This is a genomic window from Aquabacterium fontiphilum (assembly GCF_009909205.1).
GTDB classification, from domain to species: domain Bacteria; phylum Pseudomonadota; class Gammaproteobacteria; order Burkholderiales; family Burkholderiaceae_C; genus Aquabacterium; species Aquabacterium fontiphilum.
The window spans coordinates 296,639-316,507 of sequence record NZ_JAAAPN010000003.1 but is presented as its reverse complement, the minus strand read 5'-3'; the positions used below and the strand labels follow the sequence as shown (position 1 = coordinate 316,507).

Annotated in this window: 20 protein-coding genes; 7 read left to right on the top strand and 13 right to left on the bottom strand. The window is 65.9% G+C overall.

Features of this window, described 5'->3' with window-relative positions; translation table 11 throughout:
• Positions 1-5: 5 nt before the first annotated feature.
• Genes GTZ97_RS05235 through GTZ97_RS05225 form a run of 3 tightly spaced genes read left to right on the top strand, consistent with a single transcriptional unit; the run spans position 6 to position 2,967 of the window.
• Positions 6-1,067: an amino acid ABC transporter substrate-binding protein gene (locus GTZ97_RS05235; RefSeq protein WP_161649515.1), complete on the top strand. Its 1,062-nt coding sequence runs from the start codon at positions 6-8 to the stop codon at positions 1,065-1,067.
• 11 nt (positions 1,068-1,078) lie between these two features.
• The gene (locus GTZ97_RS05230) at positions 1,079-1,936 is read left to right on the top strand and encodes an ABC transporter permease subunit (RefSeq protein WP_161649514.1); all 858 of its coding nucleotides are present in this window, start codon (positions 1,079-1,081) and stop codon (positions 1,934-1,936) included.
• Positions 1,933-2,967 (top strand): amino acid ABC transporter permease, encoded by a 1,035-nt coding sequence (locus GTZ97_RS05225; RefSeq protein WP_161649513.1) that lies wholly within the window; start codon positions 1,933-1,935, stop codon positions 2,965-2,967. Before GTZ97_RS05230 ends, GTZ97_RS05225 begins: the two co-directional genes overlap by 4 nt.
• A gap of 106 nt (positions 2,968-3,073) precedes the next feature.
• On the opposite strand, the gene GTZ97_RS05220 is transcribed toward GTZ97_RS05225, so the two are convergent.
• From GTZ97_RS05220 to mltG, 6 genes are all read right to left on the bottom strand, one after another.
• Positions 3,074-3,295, bottom strand: coding sequence for a hypothetical protein (locus GTZ97_RS05220; RefSeq protein ID WP_161649512.1), 222 nt, complete (start codon positions 3,293-3,295; stop codon positions 3,074-3,076).
• Positions 3,296-3,432: 137 nt separating this feature from the next.
• Positions 3,433-4,218 carry a TatD family hydrolase gene (locus tag GTZ97_RS05215; RefSeq protein WP_161649511.1) on the bottom strand — a complete coding sequence of 262 codons (786 nt, stop codon included), beginning with the start codon at positions 4,216-4,218 and terminating at the stop codon, positions 3,433-3,435.
• Between the two features lie 59 nt (positions 4,219-4,277).
• Positions 4,278-4,706 carry a PilZ domain-containing protein gene (locus GTZ97_RS05210; RefSeq protein WP_161649567.1) on the bottom strand — a complete coding sequence of 143 codons (429 nt, stop codon included), beginning with the start codon at positions 4,704-4,706 and terminating at the stop codon, positions 4,278-4,280.
• Positions 4,707-4,813: 107 nt separating this feature from the next.
• Positions 4,814-5,854, bottom strand: coding sequence for a DNA polymerase III delta subunit-related protein (locus GTZ97_RS05205; protein WP_161649510.1), 1,041 nt, complete (start codon positions 5,852-5,854; stop codon positions 4,814-4,816).
• The gene (gene tmk / locus GTZ97_RS05200; RefSeq protein WP_161649509.1) at positions 5,851-6,474 is read right to left on the bottom strand and encodes a dTMP kinase; all 624 of its coding nucleotides are present in this window, start codon (positions 6,472-6,474) and stop codon (positions 5,851-5,853) included. Before tmk ends, GTZ97_RS05205 begins: the two co-directional genes overlap by 4 nt.
• Complete coding sequence (gene mltG / locus GTZ97_RS05195) at positions 6,471-7,517, bottom strand: endolytic transglycosylase MltG (protein WP_201748163.1); 1,047 nt, start codon at positions 7,515-7,517, stop codon at positions 6,471-6,473. The genes tmk and mltG overlap by 4 nt, the downstream gene beginning before the upstream one ends.
• Positions 7,518-7,556: 39 nt before the next feature.
• Here mltG and ygfZ point away from each other — a divergent pair, with 39 nt between their 5' ends.
• The 3 genes from ygfZ (at position 7,557) to GTZ97_RS05180 (ending at position 9,982) form a co-directional block, all read left to right on the top strand.
• The gene (ygfZ, locus tag GTZ97_RS05190; protein WP_161649508.1) at positions 7,557-8,489 is read left to right on the top strand and encodes a CAF17-like 4Fe-4S cluster assembly/insertion protein YgfZ; all 933 of its coding nucleotides are present in this window, start codon (positions 7,557-7,559) and stop codon (positions 8,487-8,489) included.
• A 101-nt stretch (positions 8,490-8,590) separates the two neighbouring features.
• Complete coding sequence (locus GTZ97_RS05185; RefSeq protein WP_161649507.1) at positions 8,591-8,953, top strand: DUF4936 family protein; 363 nt, start codon at positions 8,591-8,593, stop codon at positions 8,951-8,953.
• Between the two features lie 39 nt (positions 8,954-8,992).
• Positions 8,993-9,982: an NRDE family protein gene (locus GTZ97_RS05180; protein ID WP_161649506.1), complete on the top strand. Its 990-nt coding sequence runs from the start codon at positions 8,993-8,995 to the stop codon at positions 9,980-9,982.
• Here GTZ97_RS05180 and GTZ97_RS05175 read toward each other — a convergent pair.
• The 6 genes from GTZ97_RS05175 to GTZ97_RS05150 form a co-directional block, all read right to left on the bottom strand.
• Positions 9,972-10,823, bottom strand: a complete 852-nt coding sequence (locus GTZ97_RS05175) for a YbgC/FadM family acyl-CoA thioesterase (protein WP_161649505.1) — start codon at positions 10,821-10,823, stop codon at positions 9,972-9,974. The two genes, GTZ97_RS05180 and GTZ97_RS05175, sit on opposite strands and share 11 nt — an antisense overlap.
• Before the next feature lie 30 nt (positions 10,824-10,853).
• Complete coding sequence (locus GTZ97_RS05170) at positions 10,854-12,596, bottom strand: AMP-binding protein (protein WP_161649504.1); 1,743 nt, start codon at positions 12,594-12,596, stop codon at positions 10,854-10,856.
• A gap of 110 nt (positions 12,597-12,706) precedes the next feature.
• Positions 12,707-13,996, bottom strand: coding sequence for an acetyl-CoA C-acetyltransferase (locus GTZ97_RS05165; RefSeq protein WP_161649503.1), 1,290 nt, complete (start codon positions 13,994-13,996; stop codon positions 12,707-12,709).
• Positions 13,997-14,029: 33 nt separating this feature from the next.
• Complete coding sequence (locus tag GTZ97_RS05160; RefSeq protein WP_161649502.1) at positions 14,030-14,890, bottom strand: MaoC family dehydratase; 861 nt, start codon at positions 14,888-14,890, stop codon at positions 14,030-14,032.
• 16 nt (positions 14,891-14,906) lie between these two features.
• A complete protein-coding gene (locus GTZ97_RS05155) occupies positions 14,907-16,316 on the bottom strand; it encodes a 3-oxoacyl-ACP reductase (RefSeq protein WP_161649501.1) in 1,410 nt (469 codons plus the stop codon).
• Between the two features lie 101 nt (positions 16,317-16,417).
• Positions 16,418-17,200, bottom strand: a complete 783-nt coding sequence (locus GTZ97_RS05150; protein WP_161649500.1) for a TetR/AcrR family transcriptional regulator — start codon at positions 17,198-17,200, stop codon at positions 16,418-16,420.
• Positions 17,201-17,413: 213 nt separating this feature from the next.
• On the opposite strand from GTZ97_RS05150, the gene gbd reads away from it, so the two are divergent.
• The gene (gbd, locus tag GTZ97_RS05145) at positions 17,414-18,550 is read left to right on the top strand and encodes a 4-hydroxybutyrate dehydrogenase (protein WP_161649499.1); all 1,137 of its coding nucleotides are present in this window, start codon (positions 17,414-17,416) and stop codon (positions 18,548-18,550) included.
• Here the strand turns inward: gbd and paeA are convergent.
• The gene (gene paeA, locus GTZ97_RS05140) at positions 18,520-19,860 is read right to left on the bottom strand and encodes a polyamine export protein PaeA (RefSeq protein ID WP_161649498.1); all 1,341 of its coding nucleotides are present in this window, start codon (positions 19,858-19,860) and stop codon (positions 18,520-18,522) included. The genes gbd and paeA overlap by 31 nt on opposite strands.
• Between the last annotated feature and the right edge of the window lie 9 nt (positions 19,861-19,869).

The window sequence follows — 19,869 nt, the reverse complement described above, 5'->3', positions numbered from 1 at the left end:
TCGCCATGCCCCTACGCTCACCCCTCCCTCCTCGCCTGCGCCCCGCCGCGGCGGTCCGGGTCGCAGCTGCCGCTGCGCTGGCCTTGGTCTTTGCTGCCGAGGCCAGCGCGGGGCCGGTGCTGGACGCCGTACGCAAACGAGGCCAACTGCTCTGTGGCGTGAGCACCGGCGTGGCCGGTTTCTCCGCGCCGGACTCAAAGGGCCGCTGGCATGGCCTGGACGTGGACGTCTGCCGTGCGGTGGCGGCGGCTGTGCTGCGCGACCCGGAGAAGGTGCGCTTCGTGCCGCTCAACGCACAGCAGCGCTTTGTCGGGCTGCAAGGCGGCCAGGTGGATCTGTTGTCGCGCAACACCTCGTGGACGCTCAGCCGCGATGCCTCGCTTGGTTTTCACTTCACCACGGTGACCTACTTCGATGGTCAGGGCTTTTTGGTGCCGCGTCGGTTCAAGGTGCAACGCGCCACCGACCTCAAAGGCGCCCAGGTGTGTGTCCAGGCCGGAACCACCACAGAGCGCAACCTGGCCGATTTTTCGCGGCAACATCAACTCAACATCAAGCCCGTCGTGTTCGAAAGCTACGAGGCGGCATTCAAGGCGCTGTTCTCTGGGCGCTGCCAGGCCTACACAGCGGACGCATCGGCCCTGGCCAGTGTGCGCAACCGTGAGGCGCCCAAACCGGACGACTACCTGATCCTGCCCGACCTGATCTCGAAAGAGCCGCTGGGCCCCATGGTGCGCCGGGGCGATGACGAATGGACGGCCATCGTCAAGTGGACGGTGTTCGCGCTGATCGAGGCAGAAGAGCTGGGCATTACCCGCGCCAAGGCCGCGGAACTCGCCGCGCGCAGCAGCGATCCCGCGGTACAGCGCCTGCTGGGTAAGGGTGAAGACCTGGGCCGCCACCTCGGGCTTGACGCGCAGTGGGCCATGCGCGCCATCCAGGCGGTGGGCCACTACGGCGAGGTGTTCGAGCGCAACGTCGGAGGCCAGTCACCGCTCAAGCTGGAGCGCGGGCTCAACCGCCTGTGGCGTGATGGCGGCCTGCTTTACCCTCCCCCCTTCCGCTGACACGCCCCGGCATGTGGGAGTTTCTGTGGCAGCCCGCGGGCTTTGACATCGGCGAGACCGGACTGCTCGCCTTCGACGCCAGCCAGCCGCTGTGGCGTGCGCTGCTCGTCGGTCTGGGCAACACCTTGAGGGTGGCCTTGCCCGGCTTGATCCTTTGCACGCTGCTCGCCTTGGCGGTGGCCTTGCTTCGGCGACATGGGCGCGGCGCGTGGCGCGGCATGGCCGTGGTCTACATCGAGGTGGTGCGCAATGTGCCGCTGCTGCTGCAGTTGCTGATCTGGTACTTCCTGGTCATCGAGGTGCTGCCCGACAGCGTCGAGGCGCTGTCACTGGGCCCGGGCATCTGGTTGAGCAAGGGCGGGCTGGCGATCCCCTGGCCGCAATGGGATGCCGCAGGCCTGCACTGGTCCATCCCCGAGCAGGGCCCGTTCAACGTGAGCGGGGGCGCTGCGGTGAGCCCCGAGTTTTTGGCCCTGCTCGCTGCGTTGAGCGTCTACACCAGTGCCTTCCTGGCCGAGGTGATCCGCGCCGGGCTCGATGCCGTGCCCGCCTCGTTGCTGGAGGCCGCCGATACACTGGGCGCCTCACGCTGGCAGCAGATCACACGCGTGCTGCTGCCTCAGGCCTGGCGCACCGTGGTGCCCGCCGCCACCAACCAGTATCTCAACCTCATCAAGAACTCATCTCTGGCCGTGGCCATTGGTTATCCCGATCTTGTCTCGGTCAGCAACACCACGATCAACCAGACCGGACAGGTGCTTGCATGCGTGAGCATCATGATGACGATCTACCTGGCCCTGTCGCTGCTGGCAGCCGGGCTGATGAACTGGTTCAACCGACGCCACGCGCTCAAGGGAGCCGCCGCATGAACGCAGGGGCGCGGCGACTGATCGCATGGCTGACCACCGCGACGGGCTGGCTGCTGGTCGCATGGCTGGCGTGGCAGCTATGGGCTTGGGGCGTTCAGCACGCAGTCTGGCAGGCGGACGCGGATGCATGCCGGGCCTCCGCGCAGGCCGCGTCCCGTGGCGCCTGCTGGGGCGTGGTGGCCGAGAAGGGTGTGCCCATGCTGTTGGGCCACTTCCCGGCCGAGGCACATTGGCGCCCTCTGACCATGCTGGGCCTGTCAGCGCTGATGCTGCTGACATGGGTGTGCTCACCGGCGCGCCTGCGCCTTCGCTGCTGGGCAGTGGCCGGTCTGGTGTGGCTGCCCCTCAGCGCTGCGCTGTTGCATGGGGGCGTGCTCGGCCTCGCTGTGGTGCCCAGCGTCGACTGGGGCGGGCTGCCGCTCACCCTGCTGTTGTTCTTGGGGAGCTGGTGGTTGTCGGTGCCGATCGGCGTGGGCCTCGCCCTGGCCCGACACCGGGGCGGCATGCCCGGCTTGCTCGCCACGTTCATCATCGAGGTCGTGCGCGGCGTACCACTGGTCACACTGCTGTTTGCGGCCGTGTTCGTGCTGCCACTGATCCTGCCACATGCATACACCCCGTCCGTGCTGGTGCGAGCCGGCGTGGCGCTCGTATTGTTTGCTTCAGCCTACCTGGCAGAGATCATGCGCGGCGGCCTGCAGACCATTCCGGTCGAGCAGTCAGAGGCCGGCAAGGTGCTGGGCTTGGGCCGCTGGGGCATCGAGCGGCGCATCGTGCTGCCGCAAGCGTTTCGCGTGGTGCTGCCCGCCCTCACGGGGCATGCCATCGGCCTGCTCAAGGACACCTCGCTGGTCGTGGTGGTTGGGCTGCACGAGCTCACAGGCAGCCTCTCTCTGGCATTGTCGGGTGATCCGATCTGGCGGCCCTACTACTTCGAAGCGTATCTGTTTGTCGGGCTGATCTACGCGCTGATGTGTCTGGCGTTGTCAACCGGGGGACGCCGCCTCGAGCGCCACTGGCTTGCACCCTGAGCGCCCAAAAAAGAGCCCGCCAATTGGCGGGCCTCAACACGCTCTTGCCGCAAGCAAAAGAGTAAGCGGGAGAAAGACAGGACAACAACGGGCACGCGGCCCGCAATCAAACGGGATCGGCTTCGGCCACTTCATCCGCAGCAGCATCCACGGCCTCGTCGAAGGCCTGGCGGTCGCCGTGCACATGCGGAATCAGGGGCTTGTCCAGCGGACGGCACACGCGGCTTTGCAGACGGTTGAGGCGCTCGGAGCGCTCCATGGCATCCACCACCGCTTGCGGGTCCATCATCAGGGCAAACGGGTTGGCGTACAGACTCTGCTTTTGCATACGGGCCTCCGGTGTGTGGCGTTCATGTCGATGAGCCAACTGTAGGCTTCACCGAACATCGGCGGTAGTCGCCGAACAACCAAACCGCCTGTCAGAAATTGTCTGACACGGCCCTCGCAGCCAGGGTGTGCAAACCCTCAGTGTGCACACACGCGTGAGAACAAATCCTCGAAGTTGCGTGAGGTGACACGGCCCACCTCCTCCGGGTTCACCCCTTTGAGCTCGGCCAGCTGGCGCGCCACATGGGCCACATAGGCCGGGCTGTTGGTCTTGCCCCGATGGGGCACGGGCGCCAGATAAGGGCTGTCGGTCTCGATCAGGCAACGCTCCAGCGGCACGAAGCGCGCCACGTCGCGCAAGGCCTGGGCGTTCTTGAAAGTCAGGATGCCTGAAAACGAAATGTAGAAGCCCATGTCCAGCGCCTGGCGCGCCACGGCCTCCGACTCGGTAAAGCAGTGGAACACGCCGCGCACCGTGCCCTGCCCTTCGCTGCGCAGCACGGCCACGGTGTCTTCGGCCGATGAGCGGGTGTGCACCACCAGCGGCAAGCCGGTCAGCCGGGCCGCCTGGATGTGGACGGCAAAGCGATCGCGCTGCCAGGCCATGTCGGCGACTGTGCGGCCTTCTAGGCGGTAGTAGTCCAGCCCGGTTTCGCCGATGCCCACGACACGCGGCAAAGCGGCCAGCCGCACCAGGTCCTCGACAGTGGGCTCCTGAACGCCCTCATTGTCGGGATGAACGCCGACGGTGGCCCAGAGGTTATCGTGGGCCATGGCCAGCGCGTGCACGTCCGGAAAGCGCTCGAGCGTGGTGCTGATGCACAGCGCACGGTCGACACCCGCCTCGGCCATTTCGGCCTGCACGGCATCCAGTCGCCCGGTGTAGTCGGGAAAGTCCAGGTGGCAATGAGAATCAACGAACATGGCGCAAGCAAACAGTCAGCGCTCACCGGGCAACGGCGGGCAAAAGCCGCCATCTTGCCTCAAAGCGTTTGAGTGGGCTTGCTTGAGGAAATGTTCGTGCCGAGGATCTGCTCGATCTTCAAGCGCAACAGACGCGATTTTTCATCCGCCGGAAAGCGCACCCCCACACCTTGCGTGCGGCCCGCAGACGCGTTGGCCGGGGTGATCCAGGCAATCTTGCCTGCCACGGGGTGGCGCTGGGGGTCTTCGGGTAAGGACAGCAGCAGATAGATGTCATCGCCGAGCCGGTACTCACGGGTGGTGGGCACGAACAGCCCGCCATCGGTGAAAGCCGGAATGTAGGCAGCATACAGCGCGCCCTTTTCGCGGAAGACAAGTTGAATGACGCTCGGACGCGCCGCGCTGCCAGAAGCGGGCAATGCACCTGCTGATCCGCCCAGGCCGGAAGACAGCTTGCCGGGCGCCGCACCCGCGAACGCGGACGGCATGGCGGTGGTCTGAAAGTCACTCATCGTGGGCGCAGTGTAACGCGGTGCCCCCCCGTTAGGGTGTGAACTAGCCCCCAGTCCGGGGGGCGTTTACATTCCCATACACCTCAGGCCGCGCGCCGCCGAAGAGCCAGTGCAGCTTGGTCAAGCAGGCTTTCCAGCCGCAAGGTGGCGTGCCAAGGATGCTCGGCATGTCGGGCCACCTGTTGCAGCTGCTTGTGCCAAGCCAGCAGCCGGGCAAGCGGTGGCGGCGCAGGCAGGCTCGCGGCCTCGAAGTAATGCGGCTGTCCACCCACCGACACGGCAGAGAGATCCAGACAGAGCTTCTGCAGTGTCTCGATCACGAGGGGCAACGGCCATTGCGCCATCGCGCCGGCCTGCCCTTGCGCCACCTGAGCAGGCAGCCCGCGCCAGCTTGAAGCGGTCAGGCCTTGCGTCAACCTGTCCAGCGCCGTGCCGGGTTCGCCGCCGGCGGCAGCCAGCAGCAGGGCCGCATCCCCCTCCGACAGCCCCTCGGCCTGTGCACACAACCAGCGCACCGCCGGCTCCGCGTCGGGCAAGGCCAGATGCCACATCTGGCAGCGGCTGCGGATGGTGGGCAGGATGCCATCGACCGAGCCCACGGCCGACAGGATGAAGCGCACCGCGCCAGGAGGCTCTTCCAGCGTCTTGAGCAGCGTGTTGCTTGACACGGTGTTCATGCGCCCAGCGGGATGGATCAGGATCACCTTGGCTCGACCGCGCGACGAGGTGTGCTGAGAAAAGGCCACCGCGCGCCGCACAGCCTCGACCTTGATCTCTTGGCTGGGCTTGCGTCCTTTGCCGGCCGGCTCGGACTTGCCATCGTCGTCCGACGCCGCCGACCAGCCCAGCGCGGCCTCCAGCGCCTCGGGCAGGAGGACCATGAGGTCCGGGTGCGCCCTCGCCTGGATGAGGTGGCAGGCCGTGCAGCGGCCACACGCGGGCCTGAGCGGCGCGCCTTGGCCGTCCTGCGCCTCGCACAACCAGGCAGAGGCCAGCGCCAAACCGAAGTCAAATTGCCCGACACCCGGTTGCCCATGGACCAGCAGGGCATGACCCCGCACCTGGTCGAGCGCCTGCTGGAGCGGGCCCAACAACCAGGGCGCCAGTGCGGTGGTGGCGCTCATGCCACCCCCCGCTCACGCAAGGCGGCCAGCAAGGCCGCGCCCACCTCGTCGGGTGTGCGATCGGCCTGTACCACGACGAACCGACCGGGGTCGGCAGCCTGCCGGCGCAGGTAGCCCTGACGCACACGCTCGAAAAAGGCGACATCCTGAGCCTCAAAACGGTCTGGTGCGCGCGCGTCGCGCAAGCGAGCCGCTGCGACAGCTGGAGGTAGATCGAAGAGGATGGTCACGTCCGGCTGACGACCTTGCTGCACCCATTGCTCCAATTGGCTCAGGACGGCCTCGTCAAACCCACGGCCACCGCCCTGGTAGGCAAAGGTGGCGTCGGTGAAGCGGTCGCACAGCACCCAGGCGCCCCGCGCCAGCGCCGGCTCGATCACCTGCCCCAGGTGGTCACGGCGGGCCGCGAACACCAGCAGCGATTCGGTGAGCGGGTCCATGGGCTGGTGCAGCACCATTTCGCGCAAGGATTCAGCCACAGGCGTGCCGCCGGGCTCGCGCGTGCACACCACCTCGTGTCCGGCCTCACGCCAGGCCTGCTCGATGGTGCGCAGGTGCGTGGTTTTGCCTGCCCCGTCGATGCCTTCGACGGTGACGAAACGTCCTTTGCCCTGGTTCATGGTGTGCTGCTTCTGAGCTGACGCTGATAGCGGTTGACGGCGCGATTGTGCTCGTCCAGCGTGTTGCTGAAGACGCTGCTGCCGTCGCCTCGGGCGACGAAGTACAGCGCCCGCGTGTCGGCCGGCCTCACGGCGGCCAGCAAAGACGCCTTGCCGGGCATGGCGATTGGCGTGGGCGGCAGGCCGGCGCGAGTGTAGGTGTTGTACGGCGTGTCGGTCTGCAAATCGATCTTGCGAAGGTTGCCGTCGAAACGTTCACCCAAGCCGTAGATCACGGTGGGATCGGTCTGCAGACGCATGCCGATGCGCAGCCGGTTCGCAAACACCCCGGCCACCAATGCACGGTCATCTGCCTGCCCGGTTTCCTTTTCAACAATTGACGCCAGTATCAGCGCCTGCTCCATGCTGGCGAGTGGCACGTTGGCTTGGCGCTGCTGCCAGGCCTCCTCCAGCCGATGCTCCATGGCATGCAGCGCCCGCCGCATCACGGCCAGATCGGTCGAGCCTTTTGCGTACGCGTAGGTGTCGGGGAAAAAGCGCCCTTCTGCCGCCACACCGGGCCGCTCGAGCAACACCATGATCTCTTCAGCAGACAGCCCGGACGTTGTGGGCTTCAGCCCGTCTGCCCTCGCCAGCTCGGCGCGCCATTGCGCAAACGTCCAGCCCTCGATCAAACGTACCGTGGCCAGCCGCTCATCGCCGCGCACCATCATGCGCAGCAGGTCGCGGGCCGAGCTGCCTGGAGGCAATTCATAGCTGCCCGCACGGATCTGCCGCGCCTGCCCGGACACGCGGAACCACTGGAACAACAGCCAGTCAGAGTCCTCCACACCCGCCTCTACCCAGCCACGGGCCACATCCCTCGGGGTGCTGCCTTGCTCGACAGAGAACTCGACGGCTACACCACCGCGCAGCGGCAAGGGCCGCGTAACCCACCAGGCCGCCAGGCCAGCCAGCATCAGCGCCACCCCCATGAGCAGCATGAGCGCGCTGCGCAGCGCGCCACCGGTTTGTCGAGGCGGGGTCAGGGGCAAACGGGGCATGAGGAGATCGGACTTCACACCCGTCATCATAATCAGCACATGGACACCACCCTCCTCTCGGATACCACTGCCTGGCAAGGCAGCTGTGCGCTCGGCCATCTGGGCGTGATCGTAGCCACCGGCGCGGATGCGGCCACCTTTCTGCATGGCCAGCTCAGCCAGGACATCGTGCAACTGCCCGTGAGCCAGCCCGCGCTGGCGGCCTATTGCTCGCCCAAGGGGCGGATGCTGGCCAGCCTGTGGGTCTGGCGTGCCGACGCCGAGCGTTTCTGGCTTGTGCTCGACCGTAGCTTGTTGCCCAGCACGCTCAAGCGCCTGACGATGTTCGTGCTGCGGGCGCAGTGCAAGCTGCGCGACGCCAGCGACGAGCTGTCGGTCGTGGGCGCTGCATGGCCGGACACGCATGGCGGCCATGCGCCAGAAGGCTTCGTGCCGCTGCCCGGTCAGCACCGCACCGCAACGGGTTCAGCGCTGGGCTGCGCCCTGCTGCCTGCGGGCGTTGCCGCAACGCGTCTGGCCACAGGCCCGACGCTGGATGCGGCGCAGTGGGCCTGGCTGCAGGTGCTCACCGGCGTGCCACACATCACGGCCGCCACGGCTGACCAGTTCGTGCCGCAGATGGTGAACTATGAGGTGCTGGGCGGCGTCAACTTCCGAAAGGGCTGCTACCCAGGCCAAGAGGTGGTCGCGCGCAGCCAGTACCGCGGCACGCTCAAGCGCCGGCTGTTTCTCGCGCGCGGCCACACCCCCATGCAGGCCGGCCAGGAGGTATACAGCGCGGCCGATCCGGGCCAGCCGGCCGGCATGGTGGTCAACGCGGCCGCCTCACCCGAGTCAGGCGACGGCTCGGTGCTGGCGCTGATCGAGCTGAAGCTCCAAGCCAGCGATGCGGCGCTGCACCTCGGCGGCGACGCAGGGCCAGCGCTTACCTTGCTGCCCCTGCCCTACGACGTCACGTCGGCGGATGCATGACGGGCGGGCTCGTCGAATCGTTAACGGCATTTCGCCCTGCAAAGCCCGGTTGTGCGTTGGCGGCGCCTGTTGCACAGCACAATTTGGGCTAGTCTGACGCCATGGATGGTCAACGGTTGAAGGACGGGGCTACCGCTGAGGGGCGCCCGGCGCTGTTTGTGTACTACCGGGTGCCCGCTGCTCACCAGCAGGCTTGGCTGGAGGCGGTGCAAGCCATGCAGCACGGGATGCGCGCGCGCTGGCCGGGTCTGGTGGCCCGGCTGATGCGGCGATCGGACGACGTGAAAGCCGATGCGCCCGCTACCTGGATGGAGGTCTACGAGCACCCCGAGGGCATCGGTGGTGCATTTGAGGCCGATCTGCTGGCCGAGGTGGACAGGCTGCCATTGCAGTGGATCGGCGAGCGCCACATCGAGCGATTCACTGACTGTTCGACCGCCTCGACCGCTTCTTTTGAAGCCTGATTCACCGCCGCCTGACGCCTGCCGTACCGGAGTCGACCGATGTGCCTTGCCGCCTTTGCCCTTGATCAGCACAGCCGCTTTCCCTTTGTTCTGGCGGCCAACCGAGACGAGTTTTTTGACCGCCCAGCAGCCCGGTTGACCTGGTGGCAGCCCGAGGAAGGCGGCCCCGCCATTCTTGGCGGCCGAGACCTTTCTGCAGGCGGCACCTGGCTGGGCCTGACGGCCGAAGGTCGGCTGGGACTGGTCACCAACATTCGCAATCCCCTGGACATCGATCCACAAGCCCCCTCGCGTGGACAGATCGTGCCGCAATGGCTCAAAGGAGATGTCGGCATGGCCACGCTGTGGCCACGCCTGGCCATGTCGGGCTACAACGGCTTCAACATGATCGCGCTGGATTTCGCACAGGGTGAATGCTTCTGGCTCAACAACCGGCAGCTCTACCCCGAACGGCTTCAGAAAGGCATCTTCGGGCTGTCGAACGCGGCGCTGAACACGCCCTGGCCCAAGGTCCAGCAGCTCAAGGCGCGGCTTAAATCGGCGCTCAGCCCCGAGCAGGATGTCGAGCGCATGGCCGATGTGCTGCTCGACGCCCTGTCCAACCCAGAGCAGGCCGCTGACGCCCACCTGCCGCACACCGGTGTGCCCATGGAGTGGGAGCGCATGCTGTCGTCGTGCTTCATCCGCACCCCGGACGGCACCTACGGCACCCGCTGCTCCACGGTCATCATCACCGAGCGCCAGCACAAGCGACTGGTCACCCACGTGTATGAACGCACCTTCAGCGCCAAGGGCGGCGTGGCGCTGCTACGCCGTGTGACCTTGAAGAACTGGCCGCCGCGCCACACGATGGCACAAGCCGATGTGGCACGTCTTCAGGCCACGCTGCCGCCACCGGCCTTGCGCACCGAAGAGGTGTTCGAGAGTTCCGAGGTGTCAGAGCAGGACAACCACGTGCTGCCCCCGATGAAGCGCACTCGCGCACGCAACCTCATCAAGGCGCCGGTGTTGAAGATGGTCAAAGCGTGAGCACCATCTTGCGGTGCGGGATGCCGACCTCGTCGAACACCTCGCCCACCGGCTGAAAGCCCGCCGATTCATACAGCGCCTGGGCACTGCACTGCGCGTGCAGGCTCAATTGCGGTCGGCCGATCGCACGGGCCTGGTCGACCAGCGCCTCCAGCACCTTGCGACCCAGGCCCACGCCCCGCGCGCAGCGCATCACCGCCATGCGCCCGATGCGCGCGCGTCCAGGCGTCTCGTCCGGAATGAGCCGCCCGGTGGCCGCCGCCCATCCGTCCAGATTCGTCACGACAACATGGTGGGCGCGCGCATCGTCATCGTCCCATTCCTCGGATTCGGCAATGCCTTGCTCCTCGATGAACACCGCTCGCCGCACGGCGGCAGCCTGCTCGCCCAGGGCCCGCCAGTCGCCCAGGTGGGTCAGCCAGCACGGCTGTGTGGCCTCGTATGCATCGAGCTGGGCGCGTGCCGACGCCGGGACGGTGCATGGCCGCCCGTCGTTCAGACTCACGCAGACATAGACCACCTCGCCGCTGACCAGCAACTGGCCATCTCGCCGGGCTTCCCAGTTCAATGTCAGTGACGAGTTGCCCATGCGGGCGCAACGCACGCCGATGCTCAACCAGTCATCAAGCTGGGCGGGTGCGTGGTATTCGAGCGTGTTGCGCCGTACGTAGACATCGCAGCCCAGCCGGGCCCAGGCATCCGGATACGGCAGGCCCACATGGCGCCAGTATTCGGTGGCGGCGACGTCGAGGTAGGTCAGGTAGTGGCCGTTGAAGACCACCTTCTGTGCGTCCACCTCGGCCCAGCGGACGCGCAAGCGGTGTTGAAAGCGGGGGTGCATGCCCTTGAGTATGCACCCGCTACACCGCACTCAGCGCAGCTCGCGGCGCAGGATCTTGCCCACCGGCGTCTTGGGCAACTCGGTGTCCCGGAACTCGATCACGCGCGGAATCTTGTAGCCCGTCAGGTACTTGCGGCAATGCTCCAGCACCGACTCTTTGGTGAGGCTCGGGCTGCGCGGCACGATGATGACCTTCACGCGCTCGCCCGCCACCTCATCGGGCACGCCCACGGCGGCCACTTCCTTGACATCGGGGTGCATGGCCACGACATCCTCGATCTCGTTCGGATAGACGTTGAAGCCCGAGACCAGGATCATGTCCTTCTTGCGGTCCACGATCTTGAGGAAGCCCTTCTCGTCCATCACGGCAATGTCGCCCGTGGCCAGCCAGCCCTCCGGGTCGATGACCTTGGCGGTTTCTTCGGGGCGATTCCAGTAGCCCTTCATGACCTGCGGGCCACGCACGACCAGTTCGCCCGGCTCGTCGATTTCGGCCCAGGAGCCATCTTCGCGACGGATGCGCACCTCGGTCGAGGGCACGGGCACGCCGATCGAGCCCGTGAAGGCGGGCTGCGGCTTCTTCAGATCCACAGGGGCCTGGGTGACGATGGGCGAGCACTCGGTCAGGCCATAGCCTTCGACGATCGAGTTGCCCGTGACTTCCTTCCAGCGCTCGGCAATGCTGCGCTGCAGCGCCATGCCACCGGACACCGCCAGCTTCAGGTTCGAGAAGTTGCGCTTACGGAACTCGGGGTCGTCCAGGAACGAGGCATACAGCGTGTTCACGCAGGTGATGCCGCTGAAGTTCTCGTTCTTCAGGATCATCATCACGCGCTTGGTGTCGCGCGGGTTGGCAATCAGGATGTTGCGGCCACCGAGCGCCATGAAGATCAGGCAGTTCACCGTCAACGAGAAGATGTGGTACAGCGGCAGCGGCGTGACCACGGTTTCGGTGTCGCCGGTGAGCTGGCCTTCAGCAAAAGCCAGCGCCTGCTGGCAGTTCGTCAGCACGTTGCGGTGCGTCAGCATGGCGCCCTTCGACACCCCAGTCGTGCCGCCGGTGTATTGCAGGAAAGCAAGGTCATCCGGGTGCACCTCGGCGTCCTTGACCTTCACCTTGCTGCCGGCCTTGAGCGCGTCGCGAATCCAGATTGCGCCGGGCAACTTGTACTCGGGCACCATCTTCTGCACCTTGCGGATCACGAAGTTCAGCAGGCGACCCTTGGCGTTGATGACGCTGTCAGACAGCAGGTCACCGATCTGCGTGAGCACAATGCGCTTGACGTTGGTGCCCGGCAGCGCTTCTTGCAGCGTCTTGGCGAAGTTCTCCATCACGATGATGGTTTCTGCCCCGGAATCCTTGAGTTGGTGGTTCAGCTCGCGCGCCGTGTACAGCGGGTTGACGTTGACCACGATGGCGCCGATGCGCAGCACGGCGAACAGACACACCGGGTACTGGAAGGTATTGGGCAGCATGATGGCCACCCGATCGCCCTTCTTGACGCCCTGGCTCTGCAGCCAGCCGGCGAACTCCTTGACCAGCCGCTCAAGCCGCGAATTCATCAGCTCGGTGCCGATGCTGACGAAGCCAGGGCGGTCGCGGAACTTGGCCATGCATTCGTCGAAGTACTGGGTCAGGGAGCGGTACTTGTTGACATCGATGTCATGCACCACCCCTTCCACATACGACGACAACCAGATGCGGTTGGTGGTTCCGTCCGGGTTGACGATCGACGGGCGGGGGTTGGCGTGGGCGGTGGCGGTCTGCGTCATGGTGTCTCCTCGTGTGCTGCGCCGTGTCCTGCTGCGGGCAGCTTGTTCAACCGTCAAAAGGGGGCAAATGCCCCCTTCTTCGTTCAACTGTCAGTCTAGCAACGCCGAGCTCAGCGTTCCAGAATGGCCACAACGCCTTGTCCGCCTGCCGCGCAGATGGAAATCAGGCCACGGCCCGAGCCCTTTTGCGCCAGCATCTTCGCCAGCGAGGCCACGATGCGGCCGCCGGTGGCCGCGAACGGATGGCCAGCGGCCAGCGACGAGCCGTTGACGTTGAGCTTGCTGCGGTCGATCGAGCCCAGCGGCTTGTCCAGACCCAGACGCTCCTTGCAGTACTTGGGGTCTTCCCAGGCCTTCAGCGTGCACAGCACCTGAGCCGCAAACGCTTCATGGATCTCGTAGAAATCGAAGTCCTGCAGGGTCAGGCCCGCGCGTTCGAGCATGCGCGGCACGGCGTAGGCCGGCGCCATCAGCAGGCCTTCCTTCTTGTTGAAGAAGTCGACGGCGGCCACTTCGCTGAACGTGATGTAGGCCTGCACCGGCAGGTTGTTGGCCTTGGCCCACTCCTCGCTGCCCAGCAGCACGGCCGAGGCGCCATCGGTCAGCGGGGTCGAGTTGCCCGGGGTCAGCGTGCCCTGGCCAGGCGCGATCTTCTTGTCGAAGCAGGGCTTGAGCGAGCGCAGCTTCTCGATGGTCAGGCCTTCGCGCAGGTTGTTGTCCTTGCTGACGCCCTTGAACGGCGTCATCAGGTCAGCGAAGAAGCCATCCTTGTAGGCGCGGGCCAGGTTCTGGTGCGACAGGAAGGCAAGCTGGTCTTGCTCTTCGCGGGGGATGCCCCACTCGCGTGCCATCAACTCAGCGTGCTCGCCCATGGAGTAGCCGGTTCGCGGTTCGCCGTTCTTCGGGATGGCGGGCTTGACCAGCATCGAGGGGCGGATCTTGGCCAGCGTCTTGAGCTGCTCGCCCGTGCTCTTGCCGCGGTTGGCTTCGAGCAGGATCTTGCGCATCTTCTCGTTGACGCCGATGGGCGCATCCGACGTGGTGTCCACACCGCCGCCGATGCCCGATTCGATGTGACCCAGCGCGATCTTGTTGGCCACCAGCATCACGGCCTCCAGGCCGGTGCCGCAAGCCTGCTGCAGGTCGAAGGCCGGGGTTTCGGGCGCCAGGGTGGTCGACAGCACCGACTCGCGCACCAGATTGAAGTCACGGCTGTGCTTCATCACGGCGCCGGCGGCCACGTCGCCCAGGCGCTTGCCATGCAGGTTGAAGCGGTCGACCAGACCCTGCAGGGTGGCCGTCAGCATGTCCTGGTTGGAGACATGCGAGTAGACGGTGTTGGAGCGGGCGAAAGGAATGCGGTTGCCCCCGATGATGGCGACGCGACGGACAGTGTTCATGTTGAATCCTTCTGAATGCTGAGATCTTGTGGGTCAGTACTGCACGCGGCCGCGCAGATGGGGTTTGTCGCCCTTGGCGTTGCGCACCTCGAACAGCGCGCCATGATCGGCACGGGTCGTCCACATGGATGCGCGAGCGGGCAGGAAGAGCGGCGTCTTGAAATCAACCACCGCTTCGGCACGCTCGATGGCTTCACGCGGCATCAGCGTGGCCAGCGCGCGGGCCTTGGTCCACATGCCATGGGCAATGGCTTTGCGAAAGCCAAGCAACTTGGCCGTGATCGCGGTCAGGTGGATCGGGTTGATGTCGCCCGAGACGCGACCATAGCGGCGCCCGATGCCCCCGGCTGCGAAGAAATCAGCCTGGTGCGACAGCACGCCAGCATCCCCGAGCTGGCTTTCGTACTTCGGCCCACGCGGGTTGCGCACGCCCATGCGCAGCGCTGTCATGTCGTTTTCCCAGACGAGCTGCTCGCCCCGGAAAGCGCGGAAGTGCAGCATGAAGACCTGGCCCTTGTCATGGGCGAACAAGGCGCCGGTGGTCAGCTCGATGCGCAACTCGTCACCCGCCGAGATGCGCGCATGCTGGCGGATGTGGTTCGACAGGTGGACGATGCCCATGGCGGGCCATGGGCAGGCCTTGCTGCCGAACAGCATCATGGCCAGCGGGAAGGCCTGGGTGAACAGGTAGGTCAGCGGCACGCCGTGGGCAGGGGTGAAGCCGCACACACGCGAATATGCCGCCACGTGGCGTGCATCCACCTTCACCTTGGGCCGCACATAGGTCACAGCGGGCAAGGCGTCGACGGCGACGTTCTTCTTGCTGCTCGAGCGCAGGGCGCCCAGGCTCAAGGAGATGGCGCCGGGCAGCTTGTTGACGACGATCGTCTTCATGACTGCTGCGCTCTGCTCAGGCGCCGATCAGGCTCTGACCACACACGCGGATGACGTTGCCCGTCAGGCCGCTGGAGGCGGGGCTGGCGAACCAGCAGATGGCCTCGGCCACGTCCACGGGCTGGCCGCCCTGGCTCATGGAGTTCATGCGGCGACCGGCCTCGCGGATGGCGAACGGGATGGCGGCCGTCATCTGGGTCTCGATGAAGCCAGGCGCCACCGCGTTGATGGTGATGCCCTTTTGCGCGTAGATGGGCGCGGTGCTCTGCACCATGCCGATCACGCCGGCCTTGGAGACGGCGTAGTTGGTCTGGCCCATGTTGCCGGCGATGCCCGAGATCGACGAGACGCAGACGATGCGGCCGCCAGCCTTGAGCGCGCCACTCTCGACCATGGCTTCATTGATGCGCTCCTGGGTGGACAGGTTGACGTTGACCGTCAGCTGCCACAGGTGCTCCTTCATGTTGGCAATCGTCTTGTCGCGGGTGATGCCGGCGTTGTGCACCAGCACGTCCCAGCCGCCATCGGCCTTGGCAGCCTCGATGAGTTTGGCCGGGGCGTCGGGCGCGCCGATGTCCAGCGCGATCGCCTTGCCGCCCAGGCGCTTGGCCACCGCTTCGAGCGGGGCCTGGGCTTGGGGCACGTCCAGGCAGATCACCTGCCCGCCCTCGCGCACCACCACCTCGGCGATGGCCTCGCCGATGCCACGCGAGGCACCGGTCACCAGAACCTTCTTGCCGGCCAGGGCCTGACCCCAGTCAGCCGGCTTCACGACCTCGCCCACGGGGCGGCCAATGCGGATCACCTGGGCCGACACGTAGGCCGAGCGTGGCGACAACAGGAAGCGCAGCGTCGACTCCATCTCGCCCTCGGCGCCCTCGGCCACGTAGACGAGTTGGGCCGTGGCGCCCTTCTTGAGTTCCTTGCCCAGCGAGCGGGTCAGGCCCTCGAGCGAACGCTGGACGGTTGCCTTGCGGTGCGAGGCGCAGTCTTCGGGCGGGCGGCCGATCACCACCACGCGGCCACAGGGCAGCAACGAACGAGCGGCGTCGTGGAAGAACCAGTACAGCGCATCGCTCTGCGTGCTGTCTTCCAGGCCTGTGGCGTCGAATACCAGGGCCTTGACCTTCTCGCCGGGTTGACCATTGCCACCCCAGCGGCCCGTGGTCAGGCCCGCCTGGTTGGCCACCGACACCCACTGCGGCAGGCGCTCGTGGGCCAGCGTCTGCGCGCCGATGTCCTTGAAAAAGGCCGCAAGCTGCGACAGCAACTGCGGCTCACCGCCACCGCCCACCAGCACGGTACCGCGCACAACAGGCTGACCGGCCTTGTAACGCTCCAGTTGCATGGGCTTGGGCAACCCCAGCGCATTGACGAGCTTGGCGCCCATGGGCGAGTTGGCAAAGTCCAGGTAACCGTCTTTCATGCGTGTCTTTCAAGGTACAGGGCCGTGAACGTGAACAGTGTCGATCGGCCAGGTGGGTCGGATGCGATACCTACCGGTGTCGCGGCGAAACAGCACTCACCTCAGTTCTGAAGCGAGGCCGCCTGCGCCGGTTCAGGCGCAGACGCGGGGGGAACATCGGGGGGCAGTCCCAGGCTGGCGAGCCCGGGCAGGTGCACGATTTCGTCGATCAGATTGGTTTCACTCGGCCCCGGCAGCGGTGCGCGCAGCGCAGCAACCATCAGGGAAACCAAGCGCGACAAGATCATGGCCTCGTGGTCGCCCTGCCCCTGCGTGAACTCGCGGATCAGGCGCTGCGTGTTGCCGCCGGCCAGGATGCCCGCCAGGGCGCCCATGGCAAAGTTCAGTCGAAAGCCCAGGTCTTCACGCGCCAGATCGGGCAGCGTGCGCTGAAAGGCAAAGAAAAAGCGCGCCAGCGTCTGCACGTAATGCGTGTCGATGAATTCGCGCACCACTGGCGACGGGTCCGTGTACGCCCGCCCGAGGAAATGCAGGTAGCGGCGGGCCGACTCGCTGGTGCCGCGGCCCATGCGCACCGCCGGCAGGAACATGGCCACCAGCACGTGTTCGCAGCGCAGTTTGGCGCCAAGGTGGCGCTCCAGCACATCGAGCATGGCGATGCGGTGATCGTTGAGTGGGTCGAGTTGTCGCGCCAGCACGGCCTGGATCAGCGCGTCCTTGCTGCCGAAGTGATAGTTGGCGGCAGCCAGGTTCACCCCTGCGGCGCTGGTGATCTGCCGCATGGACATGGATTCGAACCCGCCCTGGACGAACAGCGTCTCGGCTGCGTCGAGGATGCGGGTCTTGGTATCTGCAGGTGAAAGCCGGGGGGCTGCGCTGGCCATGGAAATGCACGCTCCGCAGTACGAACGTTTCAAACGCCCGTTTCATGTAACGGGTGCGTATGGTATGCCAGAGTCGGCGTCGTGACACGACAGACCGTCGACAAAAATGGGTATACCCGCAATCGCGGGGGTCGCTCCGCCCTGGCGCCGCATTGCTACAGTGTGTTGTGACGCGGTCAACGCAGCCCGACAACCACACCTGAGCGAGACACCATGGCCACCATCCTCTACCTGACACAGATCCAGTTCGAATACGGCGCCATCCGGCTGCTGGCAGACGAATGCGCGCGCATCGGCATTCAGCGCCCGTTGATCGTGACCGATGCGGGCGTGCGCGCCGCAGGGGTGCTGCAGAAAGCGCTGGATGCGCTCAAGGATGTCCCCGTCACGGTGTTCGACCAGACGCCGCCCAACCCGACGGAGGCGTCTGTGCGCGCCGCGCTGGCGGTCTGGGAGGCTGGCCGATGCGATGGCCTGATCGCCGTGGGCGGCGGCTCCAGCATCGACCTGGCCAAGGGCCTGGCCATCATGGCCACCCACCCCGGGCCACTGAAGACCTACGCCACCATCGAGGGCGGCTCGCCTCGCATCACCGCCCAGGCCGCGCCGGTGATCGCGGTGCCGACCACGGCGGGCACCGGCAGCGAAGTGGCGCGGGGCGCCATCGTGATCGTGGACGATGGGCGCAAGCTGGGCTTCCACTCCTGGAACCTGATGCCCAAGGCCGCCATCTGTGATCCGGAACTCACGCTGGGACTGCCCCCCGCGCTGACGGCCGCCACCGGCATGGACGCCATCGCCCACTGTATGGAGACCTTCATGGCACCGGCGTTCAACCCGCCGGCGGACGGCATCGCGCTGGACGGCCTGGAGCGTGCCTGGCATCACATCGTGCGCGCCACCCGCGACGGCAGCGACCGGGAGGCCCGACTCAACATGATGAGCGCTTCGATGCAGGGCGCCATGGCCTTTCAAAAAGGCCTGGGTGCCGTCCACAGCCTGAGCCACAGCCTGGGCGGCGTGAATCCCAAACTGCACCACGGCACGCTCAACGCCATGTTCCTGCCCGCGGTGGTGGCCTTCAACGCCGAGGCCGAGTCCATCCAGAAAGAGCGTCGCCTTGACCGCATGGCGCGCGTCATGGGGCTGTCATCCGGCGGCGACATTCCCGCTGCCATCCGCGATCTGAATGCGCAACTGGGTCTGCCCAAAGGGCTGGGCGAGTTGGGCGTTCAGACCGATTGGTTCGACCGCGTGATCACCGGCGCCCTGGCCGATCACTGCCACAAGACCAACCCGCGCATCGCCACGGCCGACGATTACCGCGCGCTGCTGTCCGCGTCGATGTGATCGCCGGTTGACGCGGCAGCTGCTGGCTGCCGCGTCACCATCACCTGGTCGATCTTGTAGTTGTCCACGTCGATGACCTCGAAGCGGTAACCGCCGTAGGTGACGCTGTCAGTGCGGCGCGGGATGCGCCTGAGCATCACCATCAGGAAGCCTGCCAGGGTTTCGTATTCGTCTTCGTGGGGCAGGCTGTCGAGATCAAGCGCGCGCAGCACGTCGGGGATGGGCGTGACGCCGTCGATCAGCCACGAATCGGCATCGCGCTGCACGATGAGGTCTTCATCCAAAGGCGCCACCAGGCTGCCCATCACGGTGTTCATCACATCGTTGAGCGTGATGATGCCCACCACCAGGCTGTACTCGTTGACGATGACTGCGAAGTCTTCGTAGGCCTGGCGGAACTGGGTGAGCATCTCTGACAGGGTGAGGCGGTCAGGCACGCTCAGCACCTTCTTGATCAGACCTTCGGCCTGTAGATCGATGGGCTGGTTGTTGATGACACGGCTGAGCAAGTACTTGGCATCGACATAACCCACCACGTGGTCGATGTCGCCGTCGCAAACCAGGTAGGTCGAATGCGGGCTCTGGTCGATGCGGGCACGAATCAGCGCCTCGGTGTCATCACGCAGCAGGTAGACGATCCGGTCGCGCGGGGTCATGGCGCTGCTAACCACACGGGTGTCCAGCTCGATCACGTTCTCGATGACGTGATGCTCGGGCGTATTGATGGCGCCGGACTCTGCCCCCGCCTGGGCCATGGCCAGGATGTCGTCAGGGGTGATCGCATCGTCTCGTCGCTCTGGCAACCCGAGGCCGCGAAACAGCGTATCGGTCAGCCGCTTGAAGAACCAGACGATGGGCCGTGTCAATCCGAGGAAAGCAAACATGGGCCCGACCACGCGCACCGCAATCTGTTCCGGCGCAGTCATGCCCAGGCGCTTCGGAAACAGATCGGCCAGCAGCACGAACAGACTGGTGACCAGCACGAAAGACACGACGCTGGCCACCGAGGCCGCATGCTGAGCGGGCACGAGCCAGCCAGGCAGCCACTGCATGACCAGCGGTGCAAAGGCCCCCTCCCCGACCACGCCGCCCAAGATGGCGACCACGTTGACACCAATCTGGATGGCAGTGAAGAAGTCGCCTGGCTCATCCTGCACGGCCATCACGCGCAACGCACGTGCATCGCCCTGGTCGGCCATCTGGCGCAGGCGGATGCGCCGCGCGGCCGCCACAGAGAGCTCGGTGATCGAAAAGAATGCGCTGGCCGCAATCAGGGCCGCAATCAGGAACAGGCTGTTGGCTGAATCCATGCCATCAGT

Coding starts and splice junctions, on each gene's coding strand:
- GTZ97_RS05210 (WP_161649567.1), bottom strand. CDS start 4,706: ATGCCGTCCGCGTTCGCGGGTGCGGCGCCCGGCAAGCTGTCTTCCGGC.
- GTZ97_RS05230 (WP_161649514.1), top strand. CDS start 1,079: ATGTGGGAGTTTCTGTGGCAGCCCGCGGGCTTTGACATCGGCGAGACC.
- GTZ97_RS05150 (WP_161649500.1), bottom strand. CDS start 17,200: ATGGCCAGCGCAGCCCCCCGGCTTTCACCTGCAGATACCAAGACCCGC.
- GTZ97_RS05170 (WP_161649504.1), bottom strand. CDS start 12,596: ATGACGCAGACCGCCACCGCCCACGCCAACCCCCGCCCGTCGATCGTC.
- gbd (WP_161649499.1), top strand. CDS start 17,414: ATGGCCACCATCCTCTACCTGACACAGATCCAGTTCGAATACGGCGCC.
- mltG (WP_201748163.1), bottom strand. CDS start 7,517: ATGCCCCGTTTGCCCCTGACCCCGCCTCGACAAACCGGTGGCGCGCTG.
- GTZ97_RS05205 (WP_161649510.1), bottom strand. CDS start 5,854: ATGAGCGCCACCACCGCACTGGCGCCCTGGTTGTTGGGCCCGCTCCAG.
- GTZ97_RS05225 (WP_161649513.1), top strand. CDS start 1,933: ATGAACGCAGGGGCGCGGCGACTGATCGCATGGCTGACCACCGCGACG.
- GTZ97_RS05180 (WP_161649506.1), top strand. CDS start 8,993: ATGTGCCTTGCCGCCTTTGCCCTTGATCAGCACAGCCGCTTTCCCTTT.
- GTZ97_RS05215 (WP_161649511.1), bottom strand. CDS start 4,218: ATGTTCGTTGATTCTCATTGCCACCTGGACTTTCCCGACTACACCGGG.
- tmk (WP_161649509.1), bottom strand. CDS start 6,474: ATGAACCAGGGCAAAGGACGTTTCGTCACCGTCGAAGGCATCGACGGG.
- GTZ97_RS05155 (WP_161649501.1), bottom strand. CDS start 16,316: ATGAAAGACGGTTACCTGGACTTTGCCAACTCGCCCATGGGCGCCAAG.
- GTZ97_RS05220 (WP_161649512.1), bottom strand. CDS start 3,295: ATGCAAAAGCAGAGTCTGTACGCCAACCCGTTTGCCCTGATGATGGAC.
- GTZ97_RS05165 (WP_161649503.1), bottom strand. CDS start 13,996: ATGAACACTGTCCGTCGCGTCGCCATCATCGGGGGCAACCGCATTCCT.
- ygfZ (WP_161649508.1), top strand. CDS start 7,557: ATGGACACCACCCTCCTCTCGGATACCACTGCCTGGCAAGGCAGCTGT.
- GTZ97_RS05175 (WP_161649505.1), bottom strand. CDS start 10,823: ATGCACCCCCGCTTTCAACACCGCTTGCGCGTCCGCTGGGCCGAGGTG.
- GTZ97_RS05185 (WP_161649507.1), top strand. CDS start 8,591: ATGGATGGTCAACGGTTGAAGGACGGGGCTACCGCTGAGGGGCGCCCG.
- GTZ97_RS05235 (WP_161649515.1), top strand. CDS start 6: ATGCCCCTACGCTCACCCCTCCCTCCTCGCCTGCGCCCCGCCGCGGCG.
- paeA (WP_161649498.1), bottom strand. CDS start 19,860: ATGGATTCAGCCAACAGCCTGTTCCTGATTGCGGCCCTGATTGCGGCC.
- GTZ97_RS05160 (WP_161649502.1), bottom strand. CDS start 14,890: ATGAAGACGATCGTCGTCAACAAGCTGCCCGGCGCCATCTCCTTGAGC.